The sequence below is a fragment of the Streptomyces sp. NPDC006798 genome (assembly GCF_040635975.1).
Lineage (GTDB): Bacteria > Actinomycetota > Actinomycetes > Streptomycetales > Streptomycetaceae > Streptomyces.
On sequence record NZ_JBEYIS010000012.1, the window covers coordinates 108035 to 129491 of the forward strand.

General features: G+C 73.3%; 17 protein-coding genes. 1 reads left to right on the plus strand and 16 read right to left on the minus strand.

The features are described from left to right. Positions 1-6: 6 nt before the first annotated feature. The 4 genes from ABZ714_RS10870 to fmt all read right to left on the minus strand — a co-directional run bounded on the left by ABZ714_RS10870 (position 7) and on the right by fmt (position 4263). A complete protein-coding gene (locus ABZ714_RS10870; RefSeq protein ID WP_358824905.1) occupies positions 7-1224 on the minus strand; it encodes a DUF6596 domain-containing protein in 1218 nt (405 codons plus the stop codon). Positions 1225-1232: 8 nt separating this feature from the next. Next, positions 1233-1640, minus strand: coding sequence for a YciI family protein (locus tag ABZ714_RS10875; RefSeq protein ID WP_358824847.1), 408 nt, complete (start codon positions 1638-1640; stop codon positions 1233-1235). A gap of 141 nt (positions 1641-1781) precedes the next feature. Next, on the minus strand, positions 1782-3224 hold the full coding sequence (locus ABZ714_RS10880) for a transcription antitermination factor NusB (RefSeq protein ID WP_358824848.1): 1443 nt from the start codon (positions 3222-3224) through the stop codon (positions 1782-1784). 94 nt (positions 3225-3318) lie between these two features. After that, a complete protein-coding gene (fmt, locus tag ABZ714_RS10885) occupies positions 3319-4263 on the minus strand; it encodes a methionyl-tRNA formyltransferase (RefSeq protein WP_358824849.1) in 945 nt (314 codons plus the stop codon). 366 nt (positions 4264-4629) lie between these two features. On the opposite strand from fmt, the gene ABZ714_RS10890 reads away from it, so the two are divergent. Beyond that, positions 4630-5181 (plus strand): hypothetical protein, encoded by a 552-nt coding sequence (locus ABZ714_RS10890; protein WP_358824850.1) that lies wholly within the window; start codon positions 4630-4632, stop codon positions 5179-5181. 569 nt (positions 5182-5750) lie between these two features. Here the strand turns inward: ABZ714_RS10890 and ABZ714_RS10895 are convergent. The 12 genes from ABZ714_RS10895 to ABZ714_RS10950 form a co-directional block, all read right to left on the minus strand. Next, positions 5751-7901: a primosomal protein N' gene (locus tag ABZ714_RS10895; RefSeq protein ID WP_358824851.1), complete on the minus strand. Its 2151-nt coding sequence runs from the start codon at positions 7899-7901 to the stop codon at positions 5751-5753. A 560-nt stretch (positions 7902-8461) separates the two neighbouring features. After that, the gene (gene metK, locus ABZ714_RS10900; protein WP_358824852.1) at positions 8462-9679 is read right to left on the minus strand and encodes a methionine adenosyltransferase; all 1218 of its coding nucleotides are present in this window, start codon (positions 9677-9679) and stop codon (positions 8462-8464) included. Positions 9680-9937: 258 nt separating this feature from the next. Beyond that, the gene (gene coaBC / locus ABZ714_RS10905) at positions 9938-11191 is read right to left on the minus strand and encodes a bifunctional phosphopantothenoylcysteine decarboxylase/phosphopantothenate--cysteine ligase CoaBC (protein WP_358824853.1); all 1254 of its coding nucleotides are present in this window, start codon (positions 11189-11191) and stop codon (positions 9938-9940) included. A gap of 171 nt (positions 11192-11362) precedes the next feature. Continuing rightward, complete coding sequence (gene rpoZ, locus ABZ714_RS10910) at positions 11363-11635, minus strand: DNA-directed RNA polymerase subunit omega (RefSeq protein WP_358824854.1); 273 nt, start codon at positions 11633-11635, stop codon at positions 11363-11365. A gap of 115 nt (positions 11636-11750) precedes the next feature. Next, entirely contained in the window at positions 11751-12323 is a 573-nt protein-coding gene (gmk, locus tag ABZ714_RS10915) for a guanylate kinase (RefSeq protein WP_358824855.1), read from the minus strand. Positions 12324-12384: 61 nt separating this feature from the next. Further along, on the minus strand, positions 12385-12708 hold the full coding sequence (locus tag ABZ714_RS10920; protein WP_003956414.1) for an integration host factor: 324 nt from the start codon (positions 12706-12708) through the stop codon (positions 12385-12387). Positions 12709-13046: 338 nt separating this feature from the next. After that, positions 13047-13892, minus strand: coding sequence for an orotidine-5'-phosphate decarboxylase (gene pyrF / locus ABZ714_RS10925; RefSeq protein ID WP_358824856.1), 846 nt, complete (start codon positions 13890-13892; stop codon positions 13047-13049). Beyond that, positions 13889-15022, minus strand: coding sequence for a quinone-dependent dihydroorotate dehydrogenase (locus tag ABZ714_RS10930; protein ID WP_358824857.1), 1134 nt, complete (start codon positions 15020-15022; stop codon positions 13889-13891). Before ABZ714_RS10930 ends, pyrF begins: the two co-directional genes overlap by 4 nt. 111 nt (positions 15023-15133) lie before the next feature. Beyond that, the gene (gene carB / locus ABZ714_RS10935; protein WP_358824858.1) at positions 15134-18451 is read right to left on the minus strand and encodes a carbamoyl-phosphate synthase large subunit; all 3318 of its coding nucleotides are present in this window, start codon (positions 18449-18451) and stop codon (positions 15134-15136) included. Beyond that, positions 18444-19592: a glutamine-hydrolyzing carbamoyl-phosphate synthase small subunit gene (gene carA, locus ABZ714_RS10940; protein ID WP_358824859.1), complete on the minus strand. Its 1149-nt coding sequence runs from the start codon at positions 19590-19592 to the stop codon at positions 18444-18446. The genes carB and carA overlap by 8 nt, the downstream gene beginning before the upstream one ends. Then, positions 19589-20173: a hypothetical protein gene (locus tag ABZ714_RS10945; protein ID WP_358824860.1), complete on the minus strand. Its 585-nt coding sequence runs from the start codon at positions 20171-20173 to the stop codon at positions 19589-19591. Before ABZ714_RS10945 ends, carA begins: the two co-directional genes overlap by 4 nt. Continuing rightward, the gene (locus tag ABZ714_RS10950) at positions 20170-21456 is read right to left on the minus strand and encodes a dihydroorotase (RefSeq protein WP_358824861.1); all 1287 of its coding nucleotides are present in this window, start codon (positions 21454-21456) and stop codon (positions 20170-20172) included. The genes ABZ714_RS10945 and ABZ714_RS10950 overlap by 4 nt, the downstream gene beginning before the upstream one ends. Between the last annotated feature and the right edge of the window lies 1 nt (position 21457).

Consider the following 21457-nt stretch of genomic DNA (forward strand, 5'->3'; position numbering starts at 1 on the left):
CCGGTGTCAGCCCGCGGCCGGACCACCGGCGCCGTCGGTGTCTTCGGGACCGGCGGGGCCGTCGGGGCCGTCGCCGGGCAGGGCGGCGAGGCGTGTGTTGAGGCGGGCCGCCCGGCGGGTCAGATGGTCGCGCTCGGCGGTGTCGGTCGCCTGCCCGGCGGCCTCGGCGTAGAGCCGGGCGGCCGTCTCCCGGTCCCCGGCGCGCTCGCGGAGATGGGCCTCCACCGCCGTACGGCGCGGCAGACCGGGGTCCAGTCCGGCGAGCGCCGCGAGACCCGCGGACGGGCCCTCGGCCTCGCCGACGGCGACCGCCCGGTTGAGCCGGACGACCGGGCTGCCGGTCAGCCGGACCAGTTCGTCGTACCACTCGACGATCTGCGGCCAGTCGGTCTCGGCGGCGGTGGGCGCGTCGGCGTGCAGCGCCGCGACGGCGGCCTGGGCCTGGTACTCGCCGAGCCGGTCGCGGGCGAGCGCCGCCTGGAGAACGGCGACGCCCTCGGCGACCAGGCCGGTGTCCCAGCGGCCGCGGTCCTGCTCGGCGAGGGGCACCAGAGCGCCGTCGGGCGCCGTCCTGGCGGGCCGCCGGGCGTGGTGGAGCAGCATCAGGGCGAGCAGCCCGGCGGGCTCGGGGTGGTCGACGGCCGCCGCGAGCTGCCGGGTGAGCCGGATGGCCTCGGCGGCGAGGTCCACATCGCCGGAGTAGCCCTCGTTGAAGACCAGGTAGAGCACCCGCAGCACGGTGGCGACATCGCCGGGCCGGTCGAAGGCGACGCCGGAGACGGTCCGCTTGGCCCGGCTGATCCGCTGCGCCATGGTCGCCTCGGGCACCAGATAGGCGCGGGCGATCTGCCGGGTGGTCAGCCCGCCGACGGCGCGCAGGGTCAGCGCCACCGCCGACGACGGCGTCAGCGACGGATGGGCGCAGAGGAAGTAGAGCCGGAGGGTGTCGTCCACCGAGGGCACGGGCCCGGGCGGCGGTTCCTCCTCCACGCGTTCCTCGCGCCGGAGGCGGGCGGATTCCGCCCGCCTCCCGTCGACGAACTTGCGCCAGGCGACGGTGACCAGCCAGGCCCTGGGGTCGTTCGGGGGCGCGTCGGGCCAGACCCGTACGGCCTCCACCAGGGCTTCCTGGACGGCGTCCTCGGCCGACGCGAAGTCCGCGCCGCGGCGGACGAGGGTGCCGAGGACGACCGGGGTCAGACTCCGCAGCAGGGCCTCGTCCATCGGTCGGATCACTCCGTGATGGTAGGGGGCGCGCCGAGGAACGGGCGCAGCTCCAGCCACTCGTGGATCGGCCGGCCGCCCGCGCCGGGCGCCGCCGACAGCTTCCCGGCCAGTTCGACGGCCCGCTCGTAGCCGTCGACGTCGATCACCATCCAGCCGGCGATCAGGTCCTTGGTCTCGGCGAACGGTCCGTCGGTGACGGGCGGTCGCCCCTCGCCGTCGTACCGGACCCAGGTCCCGCCGGGCGCCAGGGCCTGCCCGTCGACGAACTCGCCGGTCTTCTCCAGCTCGGCGGCGAAGTCCTCCATGTACCGGACGTGGGCCGAGATCTCCTGTGGCGTCCACCGCTCCATCGGTACGTCGTTCACCGCCGCCGGGGCGCCCCGGTAGTGCTTCAGCAGCAAGTACTTGGCCATGGTCTCTCTCCTCGGTGCCGGTACGGCCTTCGGTGGCCGTACTCACCCCTGGGACGGAGCCGGACGGCCGTTCTCGACATCGCCGCCCGGCCCTCTTCCCGGATCGCGCGGGGGGCCCTCCCGCCCGCCGGGGTCCCGGGCTCAGCCGGTACGGCGCAGCAGGGCCAGATACATCGCGTCCGTACCGTGCACATGCGGCCAGAGCTGGACGTCCGGGCCGTCGCCGAGGGCCGGGACCCCGGGCATCAGCGGCCGGGCGTCGATCCACTCGGCCTCGACGGGGGCGCCGCCCCGGCCGCGCAGTACGTCGTCCACGACGATCCGGGTCTCCGCCAGATGGGGCGAGCAGGTCGCGTAGCCGACGACACCGCCGACCCGGACCGCCTTGAGGGCCTCCCGGAGCAGGGCGCGCTGGAGCGGCGCGAAGCCCTCCATGTCCTCGGGGCGGCGGCGCCAGCGGGCCTCGGGGCGGCGGCGCAGGGCGCCCAGGCCCGAGCAGGGGACGTCGACCAGGACCCGGTCGAAGACACCGGGCCGCCACGGGGGCCGGGTGCCGTCGGCGGTGATCACCTGGTACGGGCCGGGGTTCCCGGCCAGCGCCCGGCCGACCAGACCGGCCCGGTGGGGCTGCTTCTCGGCGGCCAGCAGGGCCGCGCCCCGCTCCGCCGCCAGCGCGGCCAGCAGGGCAGCCTTGCCGCCGGGGCCGGCGCAGCCGTCCAGCCAGCGGGTGTCGGGGCCTTCGACGGGGGCGCCGGCCAGGGCGATCGCCACCAGCTGGCTGCCCTCGTCCTGGACCCCGGCCCGGCCCTCGCGGACCGCGTCGACCGCGCCCGGCTCGCCGCCGTCCGTCATCCGTACCGCATACGGCGACCAGCGCCCGGGCTCGGCGGACTCCGGCTCCAGCAGTTCCTCGGCGGTGGACCGGCCGGGCCGGGCGACCAGGGTCACCTCGGGCCGCTCGTTGTCGGCGGCCAGCAGTTCCTCGATGCCCGCGCGGGGGCCGCCGAGGGCGTCCCAGAGGGCCGAGACGACCCACCGGGGGTGGGAGTGGACGACCGCGAGATGGTCCTCGGGGTCTTCGTCGTACGGCGGCGCGACCCGCTCGATCCAGGTGTCGAGGTCGTCCCGGGCGATCTTCCGCAGGACGGCGTTGACGAACTTGGCCCGGCCGTCGCCCAGCACCACCCGGGCCAGCTCCACACTGGCCGACACGGCGGCGTGCGTCGGGATCCGGGTACCCAGCAGCTGATGGGCGCCGAGCGCCAGCACGTCGAGGACCGGTGGGTCGACCTCGCGCAGCGGCCGGTCGACACAGGCCGCGATGATCGCGTCATAGGTGCCCTGGCGGCGGAGCGTGCCGTACACCAGCTCGGTGGCGAGCGCCGCGTCCCGGTCGTCGAAGTCGTCCTTCTCGCGGGCCGCGCGCAGCAGCGGCGGGAGGACGAGGTTGGCGTAGGCGTCGCGTTCGTCCACGGCCCGCAGCGCGTCGAAGGCGAGGATCCGTACGGGGTCCTTCACCGGGCGCCGGTAGGGCTTGTGGGGACGGGGGCGGCGGGCGCCCCGGGGGCGTGCCTGGTCGTTCAAAGGTGCTCCGCGTGCGTCGATCAGTCGGGGTCGTTCCAGGTTACGTCCGGCCCGGCGGTACGGCCGCCGGGCCCCGGGTCACCGCCGGGCGGAGTCAGCCCGCGGCACCGGCGTCGAGCCGCTCGCCGGGCGCGATCCGCACGCCCCGCGCCCAGTCCGCCGCCCGCATCGGCTTCTTGCCCTGCGGCTGGACCCACAGCAGTTCCACCGCGTGCGACCCGGTACCGACCCGGACGTCGTTCTTGCCCGCCGCCAGTTCGCCGGGCGCCAGATCCGTCCGCTCCCGGTCCGGGGCGACGGCGACCAGCTTCAGCCGCTCGCCCCGGAACACGGTCCAGGCGCCGGGTGCCGGGGTGCAGCCGCGCACCAGCCGGTCGACCCGCAGGGCCGGGGCCCGCCAGTCGACCCGGGCGTCGTCCACGGTGATCTTCGGGGCGAGCGACACCCCGTCGGCGGGCTGCGGAACCGGCTTCAGGGAGCCGTCCTCGATCCCGTCCATCGTCGCGGCCAGCAGCCCGGCCCCGGCGAAGGCCAGCCGGGTCAGCAGATCACCGCTGGTGTCGGTGGGCCGGACCAGCTCGGTGACCACCCCGTAGACCGGCCCGGAGTCCAGCCCCTCCTCGATCAGGAAGGTCGCCGCGCCCGTCATCTCGTCCCCGGCGATCACGGCGTGCTGGACCGGCGCGGCACCGCGCCACGCGGGCAGCAGCGAGAAGTGCAGATTCACCCAGCCGCGCGCCGGGACGGCCAGGGCGGCCTTCGGCAGCAGGGCGCCGTACGCCACCACGGGACAGCAGTCGGGGCCGATCTCCCGCAGCCGGGCCAGGAAGTCCTCGTCCCGGGGCCGGGCGGGCTTGAGCACCTCGATCCCCGCCTCCTCCGCACGCTGGGCGACCGGACTGGCCACCAGCCGCCTGCCGCGCCCGGCGGGGGCGTCGGGGCGGGTGATCACCGCGGCGACCTCGTGCCGCTCGGAGGCGATCAGGGCGTCCAGGGCGGGCACGGCGACCTCGGGGGTACCGGCGAAGACGAGCTTCATGGGTGACTGACTGCCTCTCGGCTGTACGAACGACGCGAACGGGCGACGCATCAGTCTAGGGCGTGTACCACCCGAGCGGATCGGTCCGGCGGGTGGCGCGGATGGCGTACGGATCGTACGACCGGGCCCGTTCGGGTGGGGGCGCGGGGGGCGTACGGTAGCCCGCTCGACCGCGACATATGCGCTTACGCCCCCGCAGCGTGACCACAACGGCGGGTGCCGCGTTGGTCAAGAAAGATTGACCGATCTCCGGGGAACCGCTCACCACGGACCCGGCGGGATCGGCCGACACGGGCCGCCGCCCCCCTCAGCGGCCCGGCCCCTTCTCCACTTTCCACGTGTCCACGCCGGTTCGAGAGGCTTCCGATGGCCGACCACGCAACCCACGACGCCCAAGCCCGGGCCAGCCTGCAACTCCTGGTGCGGGACATCGAACGGGTCCGCCGGCAGGTGGACGCGTTGCGCACGCTCACCGCCCAGCTGGGCAATGTGTACCGCCCGCGCCGCACCGGCCCCTCCACCGGGTTCGTCGTCTACGGCCGGGCCCCCGCACCCACCGTCCGGCTCGCCCAGGAACTCCGCGACAGCGTCGAAACGCTGGTCACGGCCGCGGTGGACTTCGACCGCTCGCTCGGCTTCTCCTGGGACGCGGTGGGCTCGGCGCTCGGAGTCACCAAGCAGGCGGTACACCGGCGGTACGGCGCGCGGCGCACCGCGCAGCCGTCGTCGGCGAACGGGACGGCGACGGCGGTCGCACCGCCGCCGGCCGAGGCGGAGCCGCGCGGATTCCCGCCGGTACCGGCGGTACCGGCGGCCCGGAGCATGCCGCCGCAGCCCACGCCCTCGGCGGCTCCCCCGACCCCGGCGCCGGCGCCGGACCCGCGCCCGGGAGCCTTCCCGGGCCCCCGCAACGGCTGACGGACGCCTCCCGCCGCGGGGTCCTCCGGCCCCGGGCCGCGCCCGGCGGCGTGATGTTGTCCGCGGTCCGCGGTCCGTGGGCCCTGTGCCTTCGGCAATGAGGGGACCCCCAGCGCCTCGGCCCTCCGGGTGAGCTCCACGACCCGGGCCGCGCCCGGCCGCTGATTCTTGTTCGCGGTCCGCGGACCGTGGCCGGCTGGTCGCGCAGTTCCCCCGCGCCCCTGACCTCCTCCACCTGCCGGCCCTTGAGAGGGATCTCCTCGTGGAGCGGCGGCGCCGGGGAGAGCATTGAGGGGCGCGGGGAACTGCGCGACCAGCCACAGACGGCTCGCGGTCGAAACTCCTCCGGAGGAGGCACTGCCTCTGCCCGGAGGGCGCCCTCATCGCAAAGGCCCCCAGGGGGCAACCAGGGGCGCTGGAGGCCCCCACGCCGCCAGGCGAAGGGGGCGGAACTGCGCGACCAGCCCACCACTGCCCGCCGCGGCTCGCGAGCGGGCTTCAGCCGCCGGGCGACGCGGGGGCGCCCGGACCGGGGCCCCAGGAGTCGGGCACCCCTCAGCGGGAGGCGTTCAGCCGATGTCGAGGGGGTCGACGCGGATCCGGACCTGCTCCGTCCCGCCGCGCGCCGACCGCGCCGCCCTCGCCGACTTCAGCGCCCGCGCCAACGCCGCCCCGCTGCCCGGCGGCACCCGGAGCAGCGCCTGTGACCACGGCTCCCCCGGCGGGGGGTCGCCGGGGCGCCGGGGGCGCCCTGCCGGGGGCGCGGGCAGCGGCACCGGGCCCAGGACCTCGGTCTCCGGCGGCAGGCCCGCCGCGGCCAGGAACGCCGCCACCGTGTCCGTCCGCCCCGTCACCGCCGCCATCCGCGACACCGGCGGAAAGCCCAGCTCGGCCCGGTCCGCCAGTTCGCGTCTGGCGTGGCCGACCGGGTCCCAGCGGACCAGGGCCTGGACCGGCCGGAGGGTCGGCTCGGCGACGATCACGACTGTGCCGCCCTCGGCCCCGCCCCGTACCAGCGCCGCCGCGTCGATCCAGCGCCGCAGCGCCTCCTCGGAGGAGCGCAGATCGGGTCGGCCGAGCATGGCCCAGCCGTCGAGGAGGAGAGCCGCCGCGTATCCGCCGTCGGCGACCGGCTCGGCCCCGGGGGTGCTGACCACGAGCGCCGGGCGGCCGGGCACGGTGTCCAGCACATGGTCCCGGCCGGAGGTCCGGACCGGGACGGCGGGGAACGTACGCCCCAGCTCCTCGGCGGTGCGCCGGGCCCCGACGACGCTGGCGCGCAGCCGCGTACCGCCACAGCCGAGGCAGTGCCATTCCGGTACTTCCCGGCCGCACCAGCCGCAGCCGAGCGCCCGCTCCTCGGGGGCCTGCAACGGCCCGGAGCACCGTTCGCACCGGGCGGGCGTACGGCACCGTTCGCAGCCGAGCCTCGGTACGTATCCCCGCCGGGGCACCTGCACCAGCACCGGACCGTGCCTCAGCCCCTCCCGGGCGGTCTCCCACGCCAGGGTCGGCAGCCGGGCCGCCCGCGCGGCCCCGTCGCGGCCGAGCTGTTCGTCGCCGACGGTACGGACCAGCGGCGCGGCGGCCCTGACCCGGTCCCGGTCGGCCGCCAGCGGGCGGGCCCAGCCGCTGCCGACGAGCTGCGCGGCCTCCACGGTGCAGCTCAGACCGCCCAGCAGAAAGCCGCAGGACTCATTGCGGGCCCGCAGCTCCAGCACCTCCCGGACGTGCGGGAACGGCGCCCGGTCATCGCTGTGGCTGGAGTCCCCGTCGTCCCAGATCGCGACCAGGCCGAGATCCCGTACCGGGGCGAACATCGCCGCCCGGGTCCCCACCACCGCGCGGACGGATCCCCGCCGTACGGCCAGCCACTCGCCGTATCTCTTCTCGGGCCCCGAATCGGCGGTCAGGACCGCATGGCGGCCGGAGCCGAGGAGAGCGGTCAGCGCCTCGTCCACCCGGGCGACCCGGCGTCCGTCCGGGACGACGACCAGCGCCCCGCGGCCCGATGCCAGGGTGGCCGCCACGGCACGGGCCAGCTCGTCGGGCCAGCCGGGCCCGGGCAGCGCCGTCCAGACCGCGCGCGGGCCGCCGCCGTCCGCGAGCGCGGCCAGGAATCCGGGGCCGTTCGGATACCGCCCCCATGTCCCGGCGTCCGGCGCCGGGGGCGGCGGCAGCGGCTCGGGCGACGGCCGGCCCTCCGCACGGGCGTTCCTCGGCGGCACCGCGAGCTGGAGCACGTCCGCCAGCGACCCCGCGTAACGGTCGGCGACGTCCCGGGCCAGGGCCAGGGCCTCCGGGCTGAGCACGGGCTCCGGGGACACGACGTTCGCGAGGGCGGCGAGGGCGCCGCTGTAGTCCGAGGAGGCCCGGCGCTCGACGATGAAGCCGTCGATGAGCCCGCCGCCCTCCCGGCGGCCCTGCCGCACCCGGCCGCCCCCGGCCCCGAACCGGACCCTGACCCGGACCCCGGGGCGGGCGTCGGCATCCAGCTCCTTCGGCACGGCGTAGTCGAAGTACTGGTCGAGATGGAGCACACCCTTGTTGACCACGACCCGGGCGACGGGCAGCTCCTCCGCGAGGGCGGCACCGCGCCAGGTACGGGGCTTGGCCCGGGGGACGTCGGCGCGGCGGACCGACTCCCGGATCAGCGCCAGCTGCTCGGGAGCGGATGCCGGGTCGTTCCCGGTCCCGGTCGACGCGTCGTCCCTGCCCACGCCGGTAATTCTGTCAGAGCCCCCTGACATCCCGGCGGCCTGATCTCGCGGCCCGCCACCCGCCGGTGGCTCGTCCCGCGCGGTGCCGTTGTCCGGCGCCCGCGGTTCGCGCAGTTCCGCCTCCTTCGCCCAGCGGCGTGGGTGCCCCAGCGCCTCTGGGCCCTTCAGCGCCTTGGTCCGTCCACGGCACGGCCCGCGCCTGCTGCCCTGCCGGGCCGCTGCATCAGTCGCGCCCGCGGCCCGCCTGTGGCCGCTCGCGCAGTTCCCCGCGCCCCTGGTTGCTCCTCCCGGCCGCCCCGGGAAAGAGGCGGGCCCCTCTTCCCGGGGCGGGTGCCCCTTTCAGGGGCGGCGCCGGGGAGAGCGTTGAGGGGCGCGGGGAACTGCGCGACCAGCCACGGACAGGCCGCGGGCGCGACCGAGACACCAGCCCGGCAGGGCGGAAGGCGCGGGCGGCGCCCGGGAGTCCCCCACCCCCGAAGCCCGCAGGCAGCGGCGGGGCCGGAGACGGGTGTGACCCCGGCGCCCTTACGAGGGCGCCGGGGTCACCAAGGGGCCGGGAATCAGAGGCCCGCGGCCTCGCGGAGCGCGGCCGTGCGGTCCGTCCGCTCCCAGGTGAAGTCCGGCAGCTCACGGCCGAAGTGCCCGTACGCCGCCGTCTGACCGTAGATCGGCCGCAGCAGGTCCAGGTCGCGGATGATCGCCGCGGGACGCAGGTCGAAGACCGCCGAGATGGCCTGCTCGATCTTCTCGACCTCGACGGTCGCCGTGCCGAAGGTCTCGACGAAGAGGCCGACCGGCTCCGCCTTGCCGATGGCGTACGCCACCTGCACCTCGCAGCGCGCCGCGAGCCCGGCGGCGACCACGTTCTTGGCGACCCAGCGCATGGCGTAGGCGGCCGAGCGGTCGACCTTGGACGGGTCCTTTCCGGAGAAGGCGCCGCCGCCGTGGCGGGCCATGCCGCCGTAGGTGTCGATGATGATCTTGCGGCCGGTGAGTCCGGCGTCGCCCATGGGGCCGCCGATCTCGAATCGTCCGGTGGGGTTGACCAGCAGCCGGTAGCCGTCGGTGTCGAGCTTGATGCCGTCCTCGACGAGCTCCTTCAGCACGTGCTCGACGACGAACTCGCGGATGTCGGGTGCGAGCAGCGAGTCGAGGTCGATGTCGGAGGCGTGCTGCGAGGAGACCACGACCGTGTCGAGGCGGACGGCCTTGTCGCCGTCGTACTCGATGGTGACCTGGGTCTTGCCGTCGGGCCGCAGGTAGGGGATGGTGCCGTTCTTGCGGACCTCGGAGAGCCGGCGGGAGAGCCGGTGCGCCAGATGGATCGGCAGCGGCATCAGCTCGGGCGTCTCGTCGCAGGCGTAGCCGAACATCAGGCCCTGATCGCCCGCGCCCTGCTTGTCGAGGTCGTCGTCGCCGTCGTCGGTGCCCCCGACCCGCTTCTCGTACGCCTCGTCGACGCCCTGGGCGATGTCCGGGGACTGGGCGCCGATGGAGATCGACACTCCGCAGGACGCGCCGTCGAAGCCCTTCTTCGAGGAGTCGTAGCCGATCTCCAGAATCTTGTTCCGGACCAGCGTCGGGATGTCGGCGTACGCCTTGGTCGTCACTTCGCCGGCGACATGCACCAGGCCGGTGGTGATCAGGGTCTCGACGGCGACGCGGGACGTCGGGTCCTCCGTGAGGAGCGCGTCGAGAATGGTGTCGCTGATCTGATCGGCGATCTTGTCGGGGTGACCTTCGGTCACGGACTCCGAGGTGAAAAGACGGCGGGACACATCGCTCCCTGGGGTTGCAGCGGCTGCTGGCTGATCATTGGTGGACCGGCAGGGGGCTGCGCCCCGCGACGTTCCGCGGACCAGTTTATCCGGCACCGTCCACCGCCGGTCCACCCCGTCCCGATTCGTGAGAGCGGGGTCGTTGATCTCTGAGCTGCGGAGATGCCGTCGGCGGCGCTGATGAACGGCTGAAAATAGGGGCTGGCCACCCCCTCTTCCGAGCGTGTCGCAGGGGTTGCCGGGGGCCGGTCCGTCTGCTCAGCCGCGCGGATCGCCGTCGAGGCGGGGCACCACCAGGTCCCACACCACATCCGCCAGGGTCTCCTTGGGCCCGTACGGAACGGGGGTCTCCGCGCCGTCGGCGGCCAGGACGACGGCCTCGTTCTGCTCGGAGCCGAAGGTCCTGCGCTCTCCGACCTCATTGACGACCAGCAGGTCGCAGCCCTTGCGGCGGAGCTTGTCGCGGCCGTTGGCGAGGACGTCGTCGGTCTCGGCGGCGAAGCCGACGATCACCTGACCGGCCCGGGGCCGTTCGGCGGAGAGCTCGGCGAGGACGTCCGGGTTGCGGACGAGGGCGATCGGCGCGGGCTCCTCGCCGTCCTTCTTCTTGATCTTGCCGGTGGCGTAGTCGGCGGGGCGGAAGTCGGCCACCGCGGCGGCCATCACGACGGCGTCGGCGTCGGCCGCGGCGGCCAGTACGGCTTCCCGCAGCTCCCGGGCCGTGCCGACGGGCACCACATCGACGCCCGCCGGGTCGGCCAGGGCGGTGTTCGCGGCGACCAGGGTCACCCGGGCGCCCCGGGCGGCGGCCGTGCGCGCCAGCGCGTACCCCTGCTTGCCGGAGGAACGGTTGCCCAGGAAGCGCACCGGGTCGAGCGGCTCCCGGGTGCCTCCGGCGCTGATCACCACATGGCGGCCGGCCAGATCGGGTTCGGCGGTGCCCCGGGCGAGTACCCGGCGGCAGAGTTCGAAGATCTCCCCCGGGTCGGGCAGCCGGCCCTTGCCGGTGTCGACGCCGGTGAGCCGGCCGACGGCGGGCTCCACGACGACGGCGCCCCGGCGGCGGAGTGCGGCCACGTTCTCCCGGGTCGCCGGGTGCTCCCACATCTCGGTATGCATGGCGGGCACGAAGACCACCGGACAGCGGGCGGTGAGCAGGGTGTTCGTCAGCAGATCACCGGCGAGGCCGTGGACGGCCCTGGCCAGCAGGTCGGCGGTGGCGGGGGCGACGACGACCAGGTCGGCGCGCTGTCCGATCCGTACGTGCGGCACCTCGTGGACATCGGTCCACACCTCGGTGGAGACCGGATGGCCCGAGAGGGCGGCCCAGGTGGGGGCGCCGACGAATTCCAGGGCGGACGCGGTGGGCACGACCCGGACGTCGTGGCCCGACTCCGTGAGTCTGCGGAGCAGCTCGCACGCCTTGTAGGCGGCGATGCCCCCGCTGACCCCCAGGACGACCCGCGGCTTCCGCGACGATCCCGGACTCTCCGGCGTACCCGGCTCGGCCATTGCCTCTCCCCACTCTCGGCTGTCGCTGCCGCGACGCTCCCGGCTGACTGCGCCCCGGCGCCCCACGGCACTCCTAATGACACACCACGGGCCCGGCGGTGTTCCCGCCGGGCCCGGTGATGGATGTCGCGTCCGACCGGCGGGGCCGGTCGGGTGATGCGGTGGGTCGCGTCAGTTGGTCGCGCCCTCGACCGCCTCGGAGGTCAGCAGACCCGCGTTGATCTCGCGCAGCGCGATCGAGAGGGGCTTCTCGTGGACGTGGGTGTCGACGAGCGGGCCGACGTACTCGAGCAGGCCCTCACCGAGCTGCGAGTAGTACGCGTTGATCTGACGCGCCCGCTTGGCCGCGTAGATCACGAGGCTGTACTTCGAGTCCGTGGCCTCGAGCAGCTCGTCGATCGGCGGGTTGATGATGCCCTCGGGCGCAGTGATGGAAGAGGACACGCTCTACCTTCCGAAAGAGGGAAAAAACCGGAGACAAACAAAAAACGATGGTGTGCGACGGGGTCGCGGGTGACCGCGGCCGTTCGCCGGGTCCGAGGAGAATCGCCGGAGGCGATCACTCGTCTGAAGACACCGCCACCAAGGCTAGCAGCTCACGGGCCACGTCCTCGACGGAGGTGTTGACCAGGGTCGTGTCGAACTCGGACTCGGCGGCCAGCTCGACCCGGGCGGCGGCCAGCCGCTCCTCGATCACCTCGGCCGACTCGGTGCCCCGGCCGGTGAGCCTGCGGACCAGCTCGTCCCAGCTCGGCGGGGCCAGGAAGACCAGCCGGGAGTCCGCCATGGACTCCTTGACCTGCCGGGCGCCCTGGAGGTCGATCTCCAGGAGGACGGGCTCACCCGCCTCCAGGCGGTCCAGCACGGCCCCGCGCGGGGTGCCGTACCGGTTGCCCGCGAAAGTCGCCCACTCCAGCAGCTCGCCATTGGCGATCAGCTTGTCGAATTCGTCGTCGGAGACGAAGAAATACTGGACACCGTGACGCTCGCCGGGGCGGGGCTTTCTGGTGGTGGCCGACACCGAGAGCCAGACCTCGGGGTGGACCTTGCGCATATGCGCGACGACCGTGCTCTTGCCGACCCCCGAGGGGCCGGAGAGCACGGTCAGCCGCGGACGTACCTCTGCTGCCATGCAGCGATTATCCCGGTTCTCCGGGGTGTCCGGGACCGCCGCCCCGGACACCGGGAGACGATCAGGCGGGACCGCCGCCGAACTCGCGCTCCAGGGACGCGATCTGGTTGGAGCCGAGGCCGCGCACACGACGGCTCTCGGAGATGCCGAGCCGCTCCATGATCTGCTTGGCGCGGACCTTGCCCACGCCGGGCAGGGACTCAAGCAGTGCGGAGACCTTCATCTTGCCGATGACGTCGTTCTCCTGGCCCTGCTTGATGACCTCGTGGAGCGAGGCCCCGGAGTGCTTGAGTCGATTCTTGACCTCGGCCCGCTCCCGGCGAGCCGCGGCGGCCTTTTCGAGCGCGGCTGCGCGCTGTTCAGGGGTAAGGGGCGGAAGAGCCACGCCTACGTCACCTCGGATGTCGAACTGTCGGATACGGACCGGTGAGGAACCTAGTCGCCCCACACCAGGCGAGCAACGAGCAACGCAGTGCTCGTGCCGCTCTTCGACGGAGACTAGCGGGCCGCACCGCTCCAGTCAGCGAGAACAGACGAAAAGTCCTGGTCAGCATCGACCGACCAGGACTTTTACGACATAACGACCGGGTTTTGCGTCAAGTTTCTGTCAACTCGATGTGAGGACGCGATTTCCGGGCGGCGCACCCGCTCCTTCCGGCAAATCCGCTGGTCAGTACATCTATGCCCGGGGCGGACCCGGCCGGCCGCCCCGGGCGAGAGCCGTCAGACCGCCGCGACGGCCTCCCGGCACTCCTCCGCGTACCGCGCCGCCGCCGCCCGCAGGTCGGCCGGATCCGGACCGTGCCGGAGTACGCCCCGGCTGACACTGGGCACCACCTGGCGGACCGCGGCGCCGAAGACCCGCGGCAGATCGGCCGGGGTCGCCCCCTGGGCGCCGATCCCCGGGGCGAGCAGCGGGCCGTTGATGGCCAGCTCCACCCCGGCGTCGGCGAGGGTGGCGCCGACCACCGCGCCGACCGAGCCCATCGGGTCGGCACCGGCGTTCTCGGCGGCCATGTGGTCCAGCATCACCTGGGCCAGCGGACGGCCGTCGGCGACGGTGGCCCGCTGGACCTCGGCGCCCTCCGGGTTGGAGGTCAGGGCCAGCACGAAGACCCCGGCACCGGCGGCCCGGGCGGCGTCCAGCGCCGGGCGCAGCGAGCCGAAGCCCAGATACGGGGAGACGGTGACGGCGTCCGAGAAGAGCGGGGACGCGGGGTCGAGGAAGGCCGAGGCGTAGGCGGCCATGGTGGAGCCGATATCGCCCCGCTTGGCGTCCATCAGGACCAGCGCGCCCGCGGCCCTGGCCTCCTCGACCGTCTTCTCCAGCACCGCGACGCCCCGGGAGCCGAACCGCTCGTAGAAGGCGGCCTGCGGCTTGAGGACGGCGACCCGGTCGGCGAGCGCCTCGACCGCGGTCCTGGAGAACCGCTCCAGGCCCGCGACGTCGTCGTTCAGCCCCCATTCCGTGAGCAGCGACGCATGGGGGTCGATTCCGACGCAGAGAGGGCCCCGGTCGTCCATGGCGGCCCGCAGCCGGGCGCCGAAGGGGGTGTTTCCGGCGGTCATGCGGCCTGCTCCTGATCCCCGGTGGTCCCGGTGGCGGCGGTACGGACATCGGCGCCGACGGCCTCGGCGAGGGTGGCGTACGGGCTGTCCGCCAGCCGGGCCGCGAGGCCCCGGTGGATCGCCCGGCTCCAGAAGGGGCCCTGGTAGACGAAGGCGCTGTAGCCCTGGACGAGGGTGGCCCCGGCGAGGATCCGCTGCCAGGCGTCCTCGGCGGTCTCGATACCGCCGACGCCGACCAGGGTGATCCGGTCGCCGACCCGGGCGTAGAGCCGCCGCAGGACCTCCAGGGACCGCTCCCTGAGCGGGGCGCCGGAGAGTCCGCCGGCCTCGGCGGTCAGCTCGGCCGGGGAGCGCAGGCCCTCGCGGGCGATGGTGGTGTTGGTGGCGATGATGCCGTCCAGACCGAGTTCGACCGCGAGGTCGGCGACGGCGTCGACGTCCTCGTCGGCCAGATCGGGGGCGATCTTGACCAGCAGCGGGACCCGGCGCCGGGTCCCGGTCCGGTCCGCGGCCTCGCGGACGGCGGTCAGCAGGGGCCGCAGCGCCTCGGTGGCCTGCAGATTCCGCAGTCCGGGGGTGTTGGGCGAGGAGACGTTCACCACGAGATAGTCGGCGTGCCGGGCGAGCCGCTCGGTGGAGGTGACGTAGTCGGCGACGGCCTCCGCCTCGGGGACGATCTTGGTCTTGCCGATATTGACGCCGACGACGGTACGGAAGACCTCGCGCCGCTCCCCCAGCCGGCGGGCGACCTCGGCCGAGCCGTCGTTGTTGAAGCCCATCCGGTTGATCAGGGCCCGGTCGGCGACCAGCCGGAAGAGCCGCTGCTTCGGGTTGCCGGGCTGGGCCAGTGCGGTGACCGTACCGATCTCGACATGGTCGAAGCCGAGCATCGCCAGGCCGTCGATCCCGGCGGCGTTCTTGTCGAAGCCCGCGGCGAGCCCGAAGGGGCCGTGCATCCGCAGCCCGAGGGCCTCGGTGCGCAGCTCCTCGTGGCGGGGGGCGAGCACGGCGGCGGCATAGGTGCGCAGTACCGGGATCCGGGCCAGCAGCCGGATCCAGCGGAAGGCCAGGTGGTGGGCGGCCTCGGGGTCCATCCGCTTGAAGAAGAGGTTGAAGAAGAGCTGGTACATGGGGTGTGGGGTCCTCGGTCCTGAAGGAGGGGCGGCCTGCGGACACGCCCCGCAAGGAGGGGTCATGAGGAGGGGGACACCGTGTCGCCGGTGTCCCCCTCGTCGAATCCGCTAGTCGCGCGCCGCGGTCAGTTGTTCCGCGTGTTCCTGGAGGGAGCGGACTCCCACGTCGCCGCGGTTGAGGGCGTCGATGCCCTGGACGGCCGCGGCGAGGGCCTGGACCGTGGTGAGGCAGGGGACGGCGCGGGCGACGGCCGCGGTCCTGATGTCGTAGCCGTCGAGGCGGCCCCCGGTGCCGTACGGGGTGTTGACGATCAGGTCGACCTCGCCGTCGTGGATCAGCTGGACGATGGTCTTCTCGCCGTTCGGCCCCTCGCCCTCGCTCTGCTTGCGGACGACGGTGGCGTTGAGGCCGTTCCGCTTGAGCACCTCGGCGGTGCCGGAGGTGGCGAGGAGTTCGAAGCCGTGGGCGACCAGCTCGCGCGCCGGGAAGATCATCGAGCGCTTGTCCCGGTTGGCGACCGAGATGAAGGCCCGGCCCTTGGTGGGCAGCGGCCCGTAGGCACCCGCCTGCGACTTGGCGTAGGCCGTGCCGAAGACGGAGTCGATGCCCATCACCTCGCCGGTGGAGCGCATCTCGGGGCCGAGGACGGTGTCCACCCCGCGGCCGTGGATGTCCCGGAACCGGGACCACGGCATCACGGCCTCCTTGACCGAGATCGGGGCGTCCATCGGCAGGGTGCCGCCGTCGCCGGTGGCGGGCAGCAGGCCCTCGGCGCGGAGTTCGGCGACGGTGGCGCCGAGTGAGATCCGGGCGGCGGCCTTGGCCAGCGGTACGGCGGTGGCCTTGGAGGTGAAGGGGACCGTACGGGAGGCCCGCGGGTTGGCCTCCAGGACGTAGAGGATGTCCCCGGCCATGGCGAACTGGATGTTGATCAGTCCGCGGACGCCGACCCCGCGGGCGATGGCCTCGGTGGAGGCGCGCAGCCGCTTGATGTCGAAGCCGCCGAGGGTGATCGGGGGCAGGGCGCAGGCGGAGTCGCCGGAGTGGATCCCGGCTTCCTCGATGTGCTCCATGACGCCGCCGAGGTAGAGCTCGTGGCCGTCGTAGAGGGCGTCGACGTCGATCTCGATGGCGTCGTCGAGGAAGCGGTCGACCAGGACCGGCCGGGTGGGGCTGATCTCGGTGGACTCGGCGATGTACGACTCCAGCCGGGCCTCCTCGTACACGATCTCCATACCGCGTCCGCCGAGGACGTAGCTGGGCCGGACCAGGACCGGGTAGCCGATCTCGTCGGCGATGGCCTTGGCCTCGGCGAAGGTGGTGGCGGTGCCGTGCTTGGGGGCGGGGAGCCCGGCCTCCTTGAGGACCTGCCCGAAGGCGCCGCGGTCCTCGGCGGCGTGGATGGCCTCGGGGGAAGTGCCGACGACGGGGACGCCGTTGTCCTTGAGGGCCTGGGCGAGGCCGAGCGGGGTCTGGCCGCCGAGCTGGACGACGACTCCGGCGATCGGGCCGGCCTGGGCCTCGGCGTGCACGATCTCCAGGACGTCCTCCAGGGTGAGCGGCTCGAAGTAGAGCCGGTCGGAGGTGTCGTAGTCGGTGGAGACGGTCTCGGGGTTGCAGTTGACCATCACGGTCTCGTAGCCCGCGTCGCTGAGCGCGAAGGAGGCGTGGACGCAGGAGTAGTCGAACTCGATGCCCTGGCCGATCCGGTTGGGCCCGGAGCCCAGGATGATCACGGCGGGCTTCTCGCGCGGGGCGACCTCGTTCTCCTCGTCGTACGAGGAGTAGAAGTACGGGGTCCGGGCGGCGAACTCGGCGGCGCAGGTGTCGACGGTCTTGTAGACCGGGCGGATGCCGAGGGCGTGCCGGACCTCGCGGACGATGTCCTCGCGCAGTCCGCGGATCCCGGCGATCTGGGCGTCCGAGAAGCCGTGCCGCTTGGCCTCGGCCAGCAGTTCGGGTGTCAGCTCGTCGGCGGCGGCCAGCTCGTCCGCGTACTCCTTGATCAGGAAGAGCTGGTCGACGAACCAGGGGTCGATCCGGGTGGCGTCGAAGACCTCGCCGGGGGTGGCCCCGGCGCGGATGGCGGCCATCACGGTGTTGATCCGGCCGTCGGTGGGACGGACGGCCTCGCGCAGCAGCTCCGCCTTGTCGCCGAGGTCGGCGACGGGGGTGGCGAAGTCGAACTGGCTGCCCTTCTTCTCCAGGGACCGCAGGGCCTTCTGGAGGGCCTCGGTGAAGTTGCGGCCGATGGCCATGGCCTCGCCGACCGACTTCATGGTGGTGGTGAGGGTGGCGTCGGCGGAGGGGAACTTCTCGAAGGCGAACCGGGGGGCCTTGACCACGACGTAGTCGAGGGTGGGCTCGAAGGAGGCCGGGGTCTGCTCGGTGATGTCGTTGGGGATCTCGTCCAGCGTGTAGCCGACGGCCAGCTTGGCGGCGATCTTGGCGATCGGGAAGCCGGTGGCCTTGGAGGCGAGCGCGGAGGAGCGGGAGACCCGGGGGTTCATCTCGATGACGATGATCCGGCCGTCGTCGGGGTCGACGGCGAACTGGATGTTGCAGCCGCCGGTGTCGACGCCGACCTCGCGGATGATCGCGATACCGATGTCGCGGAGCCGCTGGTACTCGCGGTCGGTGAGGGTCATCGCCGGGGCGACGGTGATGGAGTCGCCGGTGTGGACGCCCATCGGGTCGAAGTTCTCGATCGAGCAGACGACCACGACGTTGTCGTTCTTGTCGCGCATCAGCTCCAGCTCGTACTCCTTCCAGCCGAGGATGGACTCCTCCAGGAGTACCTCGGTGGTCGGGGAGAGCGTGAGGCCCTGTCCGGCGATCCGGCGCAGCTCGTCCTCGTCGTGGGCGAAGCCGGAGCCGGCGCCGCCCATGGTGAAGGAGGGGCGGACCACGACGGGGTAGCCGCCGAGGGTGTCGACGCCCTTGATGACGTCGTCCATGGAGTGGCAGATCACCGAGCGGGCGGACTCGCCGTGGCCGGTCTCGGCCCGGACGGCCTCGACGACGCCCTTGAAGAGGTCGCGGTCCTCGCCCTTGTTGATGGCTTCCACGTTGGCGCCGATGAGTTCGACGCCGTACTTCTCCAGCACACCCTGCTCGTGCATGGAGATCGCGGTGTTGAGGGCCGTCTGGCCGCCGAGGGTGGGCAGCAGCGCGTCGGGGCGCTCCTTGGCGATGATCTTCTCGACGAACTCCGGGGTGATCGGCTCGACGTAGGTGGCGTCGGCGATCTCCGGGTCGGTCATGATCGTGGCCGGGTTGGAGTTGACCAGGATCACCCGCAGGCCCTCGGCCTTGAGGACGCGGCATGCCTGGGTGCCGGAGTAGTCGAACTCGGCGGCCTGGCCGATGACGATCGGGCCCGAGCCGATGACCAGGACGGACTGGATGTCGGTGCGCTTAGGCACGCTGGCCCTCCATCAGGGAGACGAAGCGGTCGAACAGGTAGGCGGCGTCGTGCGGACCCGCTGCCGCTTCGGGGTGGTACTGGACGCTGAAGGCCGGGCGGTCGAGGAGCCGCAGCCCCTCCACCACGTCGTCGTTGAGACAGACGTGGGAGACCTCGGCCCGGCCGTAGGGGGTGTCGGAGACGGTGTCGAGGGGCGCGTCGACGGCGAAGCCGTGGTTGTGGGCGGTGACCTCGACCTTGCCCGTCGTACGGTCCTGGACGGGCTGGTTGATGCCGCGGTGGCCGTACTTCAGCTTGTAGGTGCCGAAGCCGAGGGCGCGGCCGAGGAGCTGGTTGCCGAAGCAGATCCCGAAGAGGGGGGTCTTCTTCTCCAGGACCGCCCGGACGACGGTGAGGTCGGCGGTGGCGGGGTCGCCGGGACCGTTGGAGAGGAAGACGCCATCGGGGTTGACGGCGTAGACCTCGTCGACGGTGGCGGTGGCGGGCAGGACGTGGACCTCTATGCCGCGTTCGGCCATCAGGGCCGGGGTCATGCCCTTGATCCCGAGGTCGAGGGCGGCGACGGTGAACCGCTTCTCGCCGACCGCGGGGACGACGTACGTCTCGGTGGTGGCGACCTCGGCAGAGAGGTCGGCGCCGGTCATCTGGGGGGCAGCCTGGACCCGGGCGAGCAGGGCGGCGTCGTCGGCCAGGGCGTCGCCGGAGAAGATGCCGACCCGCATGGCGCCGCGCTCGCGCAGATGGCGGGTGAGGGCGCGGGTGTCGATACCGCTGATGCCGACGACGCCCTGGGCGGTCAGCTCCTCGTCGAGGCCGCGGCGGGAGCGCCAGTTGGAGGGGGTCCGGGCGGGGTCGCGGACCACATATCCGGCGACCCAGATCTTCCGGGACTCGTCGTCCTCGTCGTTGACCCCGGTATTGCCGACGTGGGGGGCGGTCATGACGACGACCTGGCGGTGGTACGAGGGGTCGGTCAGGGTCTCCTGGTATCCGGTCATCCCGGTGTTGAACACCGCTTCGCCGAAGGTCTCCCCCACGGCCCCGTAGGCGCGGCCGCGGAAGGTGCGGCCGTCCTCCAGGACGAGTACGGCGGGAGCCGTGGTCCGCCGTGCGGCGGCTCCCCTGGTGGAGGTGGTCATCGTGCGCCTTCCGTCGTGGTGATCAGGTTGTTCAGGGTGGCGACCCAGTCGTTGTGCTCGGCGGCCCGGTCGGAGCGGAAGCCGGAGTCGATCAGCGTGCCGCCGTGCTCCCAGGTGAGGACGAGCAGTCCGCCCTCGGCGAGGACCTTCCCGGCGATGCCCTTGTCGAGGCGGGCCTCGCGCAGGGCGGCCCGGGGGATGTGGAAGTCGCGGGCCCCGGGGCGTACCACGTCGAGTCCGGCCTCGGTGAGGGTCAGCTCGACCCGGCTGCGGACGCCCAGGCCGTGGGCGACGATCCGGTCGAGCCACTGTCCGGCGGTGGTGGAGCCGTGGTAGCGGCCTTCGAGTACGGCGAGCGGGGTACCGCCGTCGCCGGTCACCGGCGCCGGCTCGGGGAGGTCCGACTGGAGGCTGCCGCGCCACTTCCAGCCCTGGCGCATCAGCCAGTAGACCAGGGCGACGAAGAGCAGCAGTCCGACGACCCAGCCGATCCGGGCGGCCCAGTCGGTGACCTCCGCGGATTTGCGTTCGTCGGCCGCGAGGATCTCGATGCCCGCTGCGATGGTGGTGAGAGTTGTCACGTCAGCTTCCCGTCGACGACCGTTGCCCGGCCCCGCAGGAAGGTGTGGGTGACGCGTCCCGGCAGTTCGAGGCCCCGGTAGGGGGTGTTTCGGCTGCGGGAGGCGAAGTCCGCGGGGTCCACGGTCCCACGGTATGCCGGATCGACCAGGACCAGGTTGGCGGGCTCACCGGAGGCGACGGGACGGCCGTGTCCTTCGAGGCGGCCGATCCGGGCGGGCCGGAAGGACATCCGGTCGGCGACCCCGGCCCAGTCGAGCAGTCCGGTCTCGACCATCGTCTCCTGGACGACGGAGAGGGCGGTCTCCAGGCCGACCATGCCCATGGCCGCGGCGCCCCACTCGCAGTCCTTGTCCTCGTGGGGGTGGGGGGCGTGGTCGGTGGCGACGCAGTCGATGGTGCCGTCGGCCAGCGCCTCGCGCAGGGCCATCACGTCGTTGGCGGTGCGCAGCGGAGGGTTGACCTTGTAGACCGGGTCGTAGCTGCGGACCAGTTCGTCGGTGAGGAGCAGATGGTGCGGGGTGACCTCGGCGGTCACGTCCCAGCCCTTGGACTTGGCCCAGCGGACGATCTCCACGGATCCGGCGGTGGAGAGGTGGCAGATGTGGACCCGGGAGCCGACGTGGGCGGCGAGCAGGACGTCCCGGGCGATGATCGATTCCTCGGCGACCGCGGGCCAGCCGCCGAGTCCCAGTTCGGCGGAGACGACGCCCTCGTTCATCTGGGCGCCCTCGGTGAGCCGGGGCTCCTGGGCGTGCTGGGCGACGACGCCGTCGAACGCCTTCACGTACTCCAGGGCGCGGCGCATGATCACGGCGTCGTCGACGCACTTGCCGTCGTCGGAGAAGACGGTCACCCCGGCGGCGGAGTCGTGCATGGCACCCAGCTCGGCGAGCTGCTTGCCCTCCAGGCCGACGGTGACGGCGCCGACGGGCCGTACGTCGCAGTAGCCGGACTCCTTGCCGAGCCGGTAGACCTGCTCGACCACGCCGGCGGTGTCGGCGACCGGGAAGGTGTTGGCCATGGCGTGGACGGCGGTGTAGCCGCCGACGGCCGCGGCGCGGGTGCCGGTGAGGACGGTCTCGGAGTCCTCGCGGCCGGGCTCCCGCAGATGGGTGTGGAGGTCGACCAGGCCGGGCAGCAGGATCTTTCCGGCGGCTTCGACGACGGTGGCGTCGCCGGGCTCGATCGCGGGGGCGACGGCGCTGATCGCCGTACCGTCGATCAGGACGTCCTGCGGCTCCCCGCCGAGTACCCGCGCGCCGCGAATCAGGATCTTGCTCATG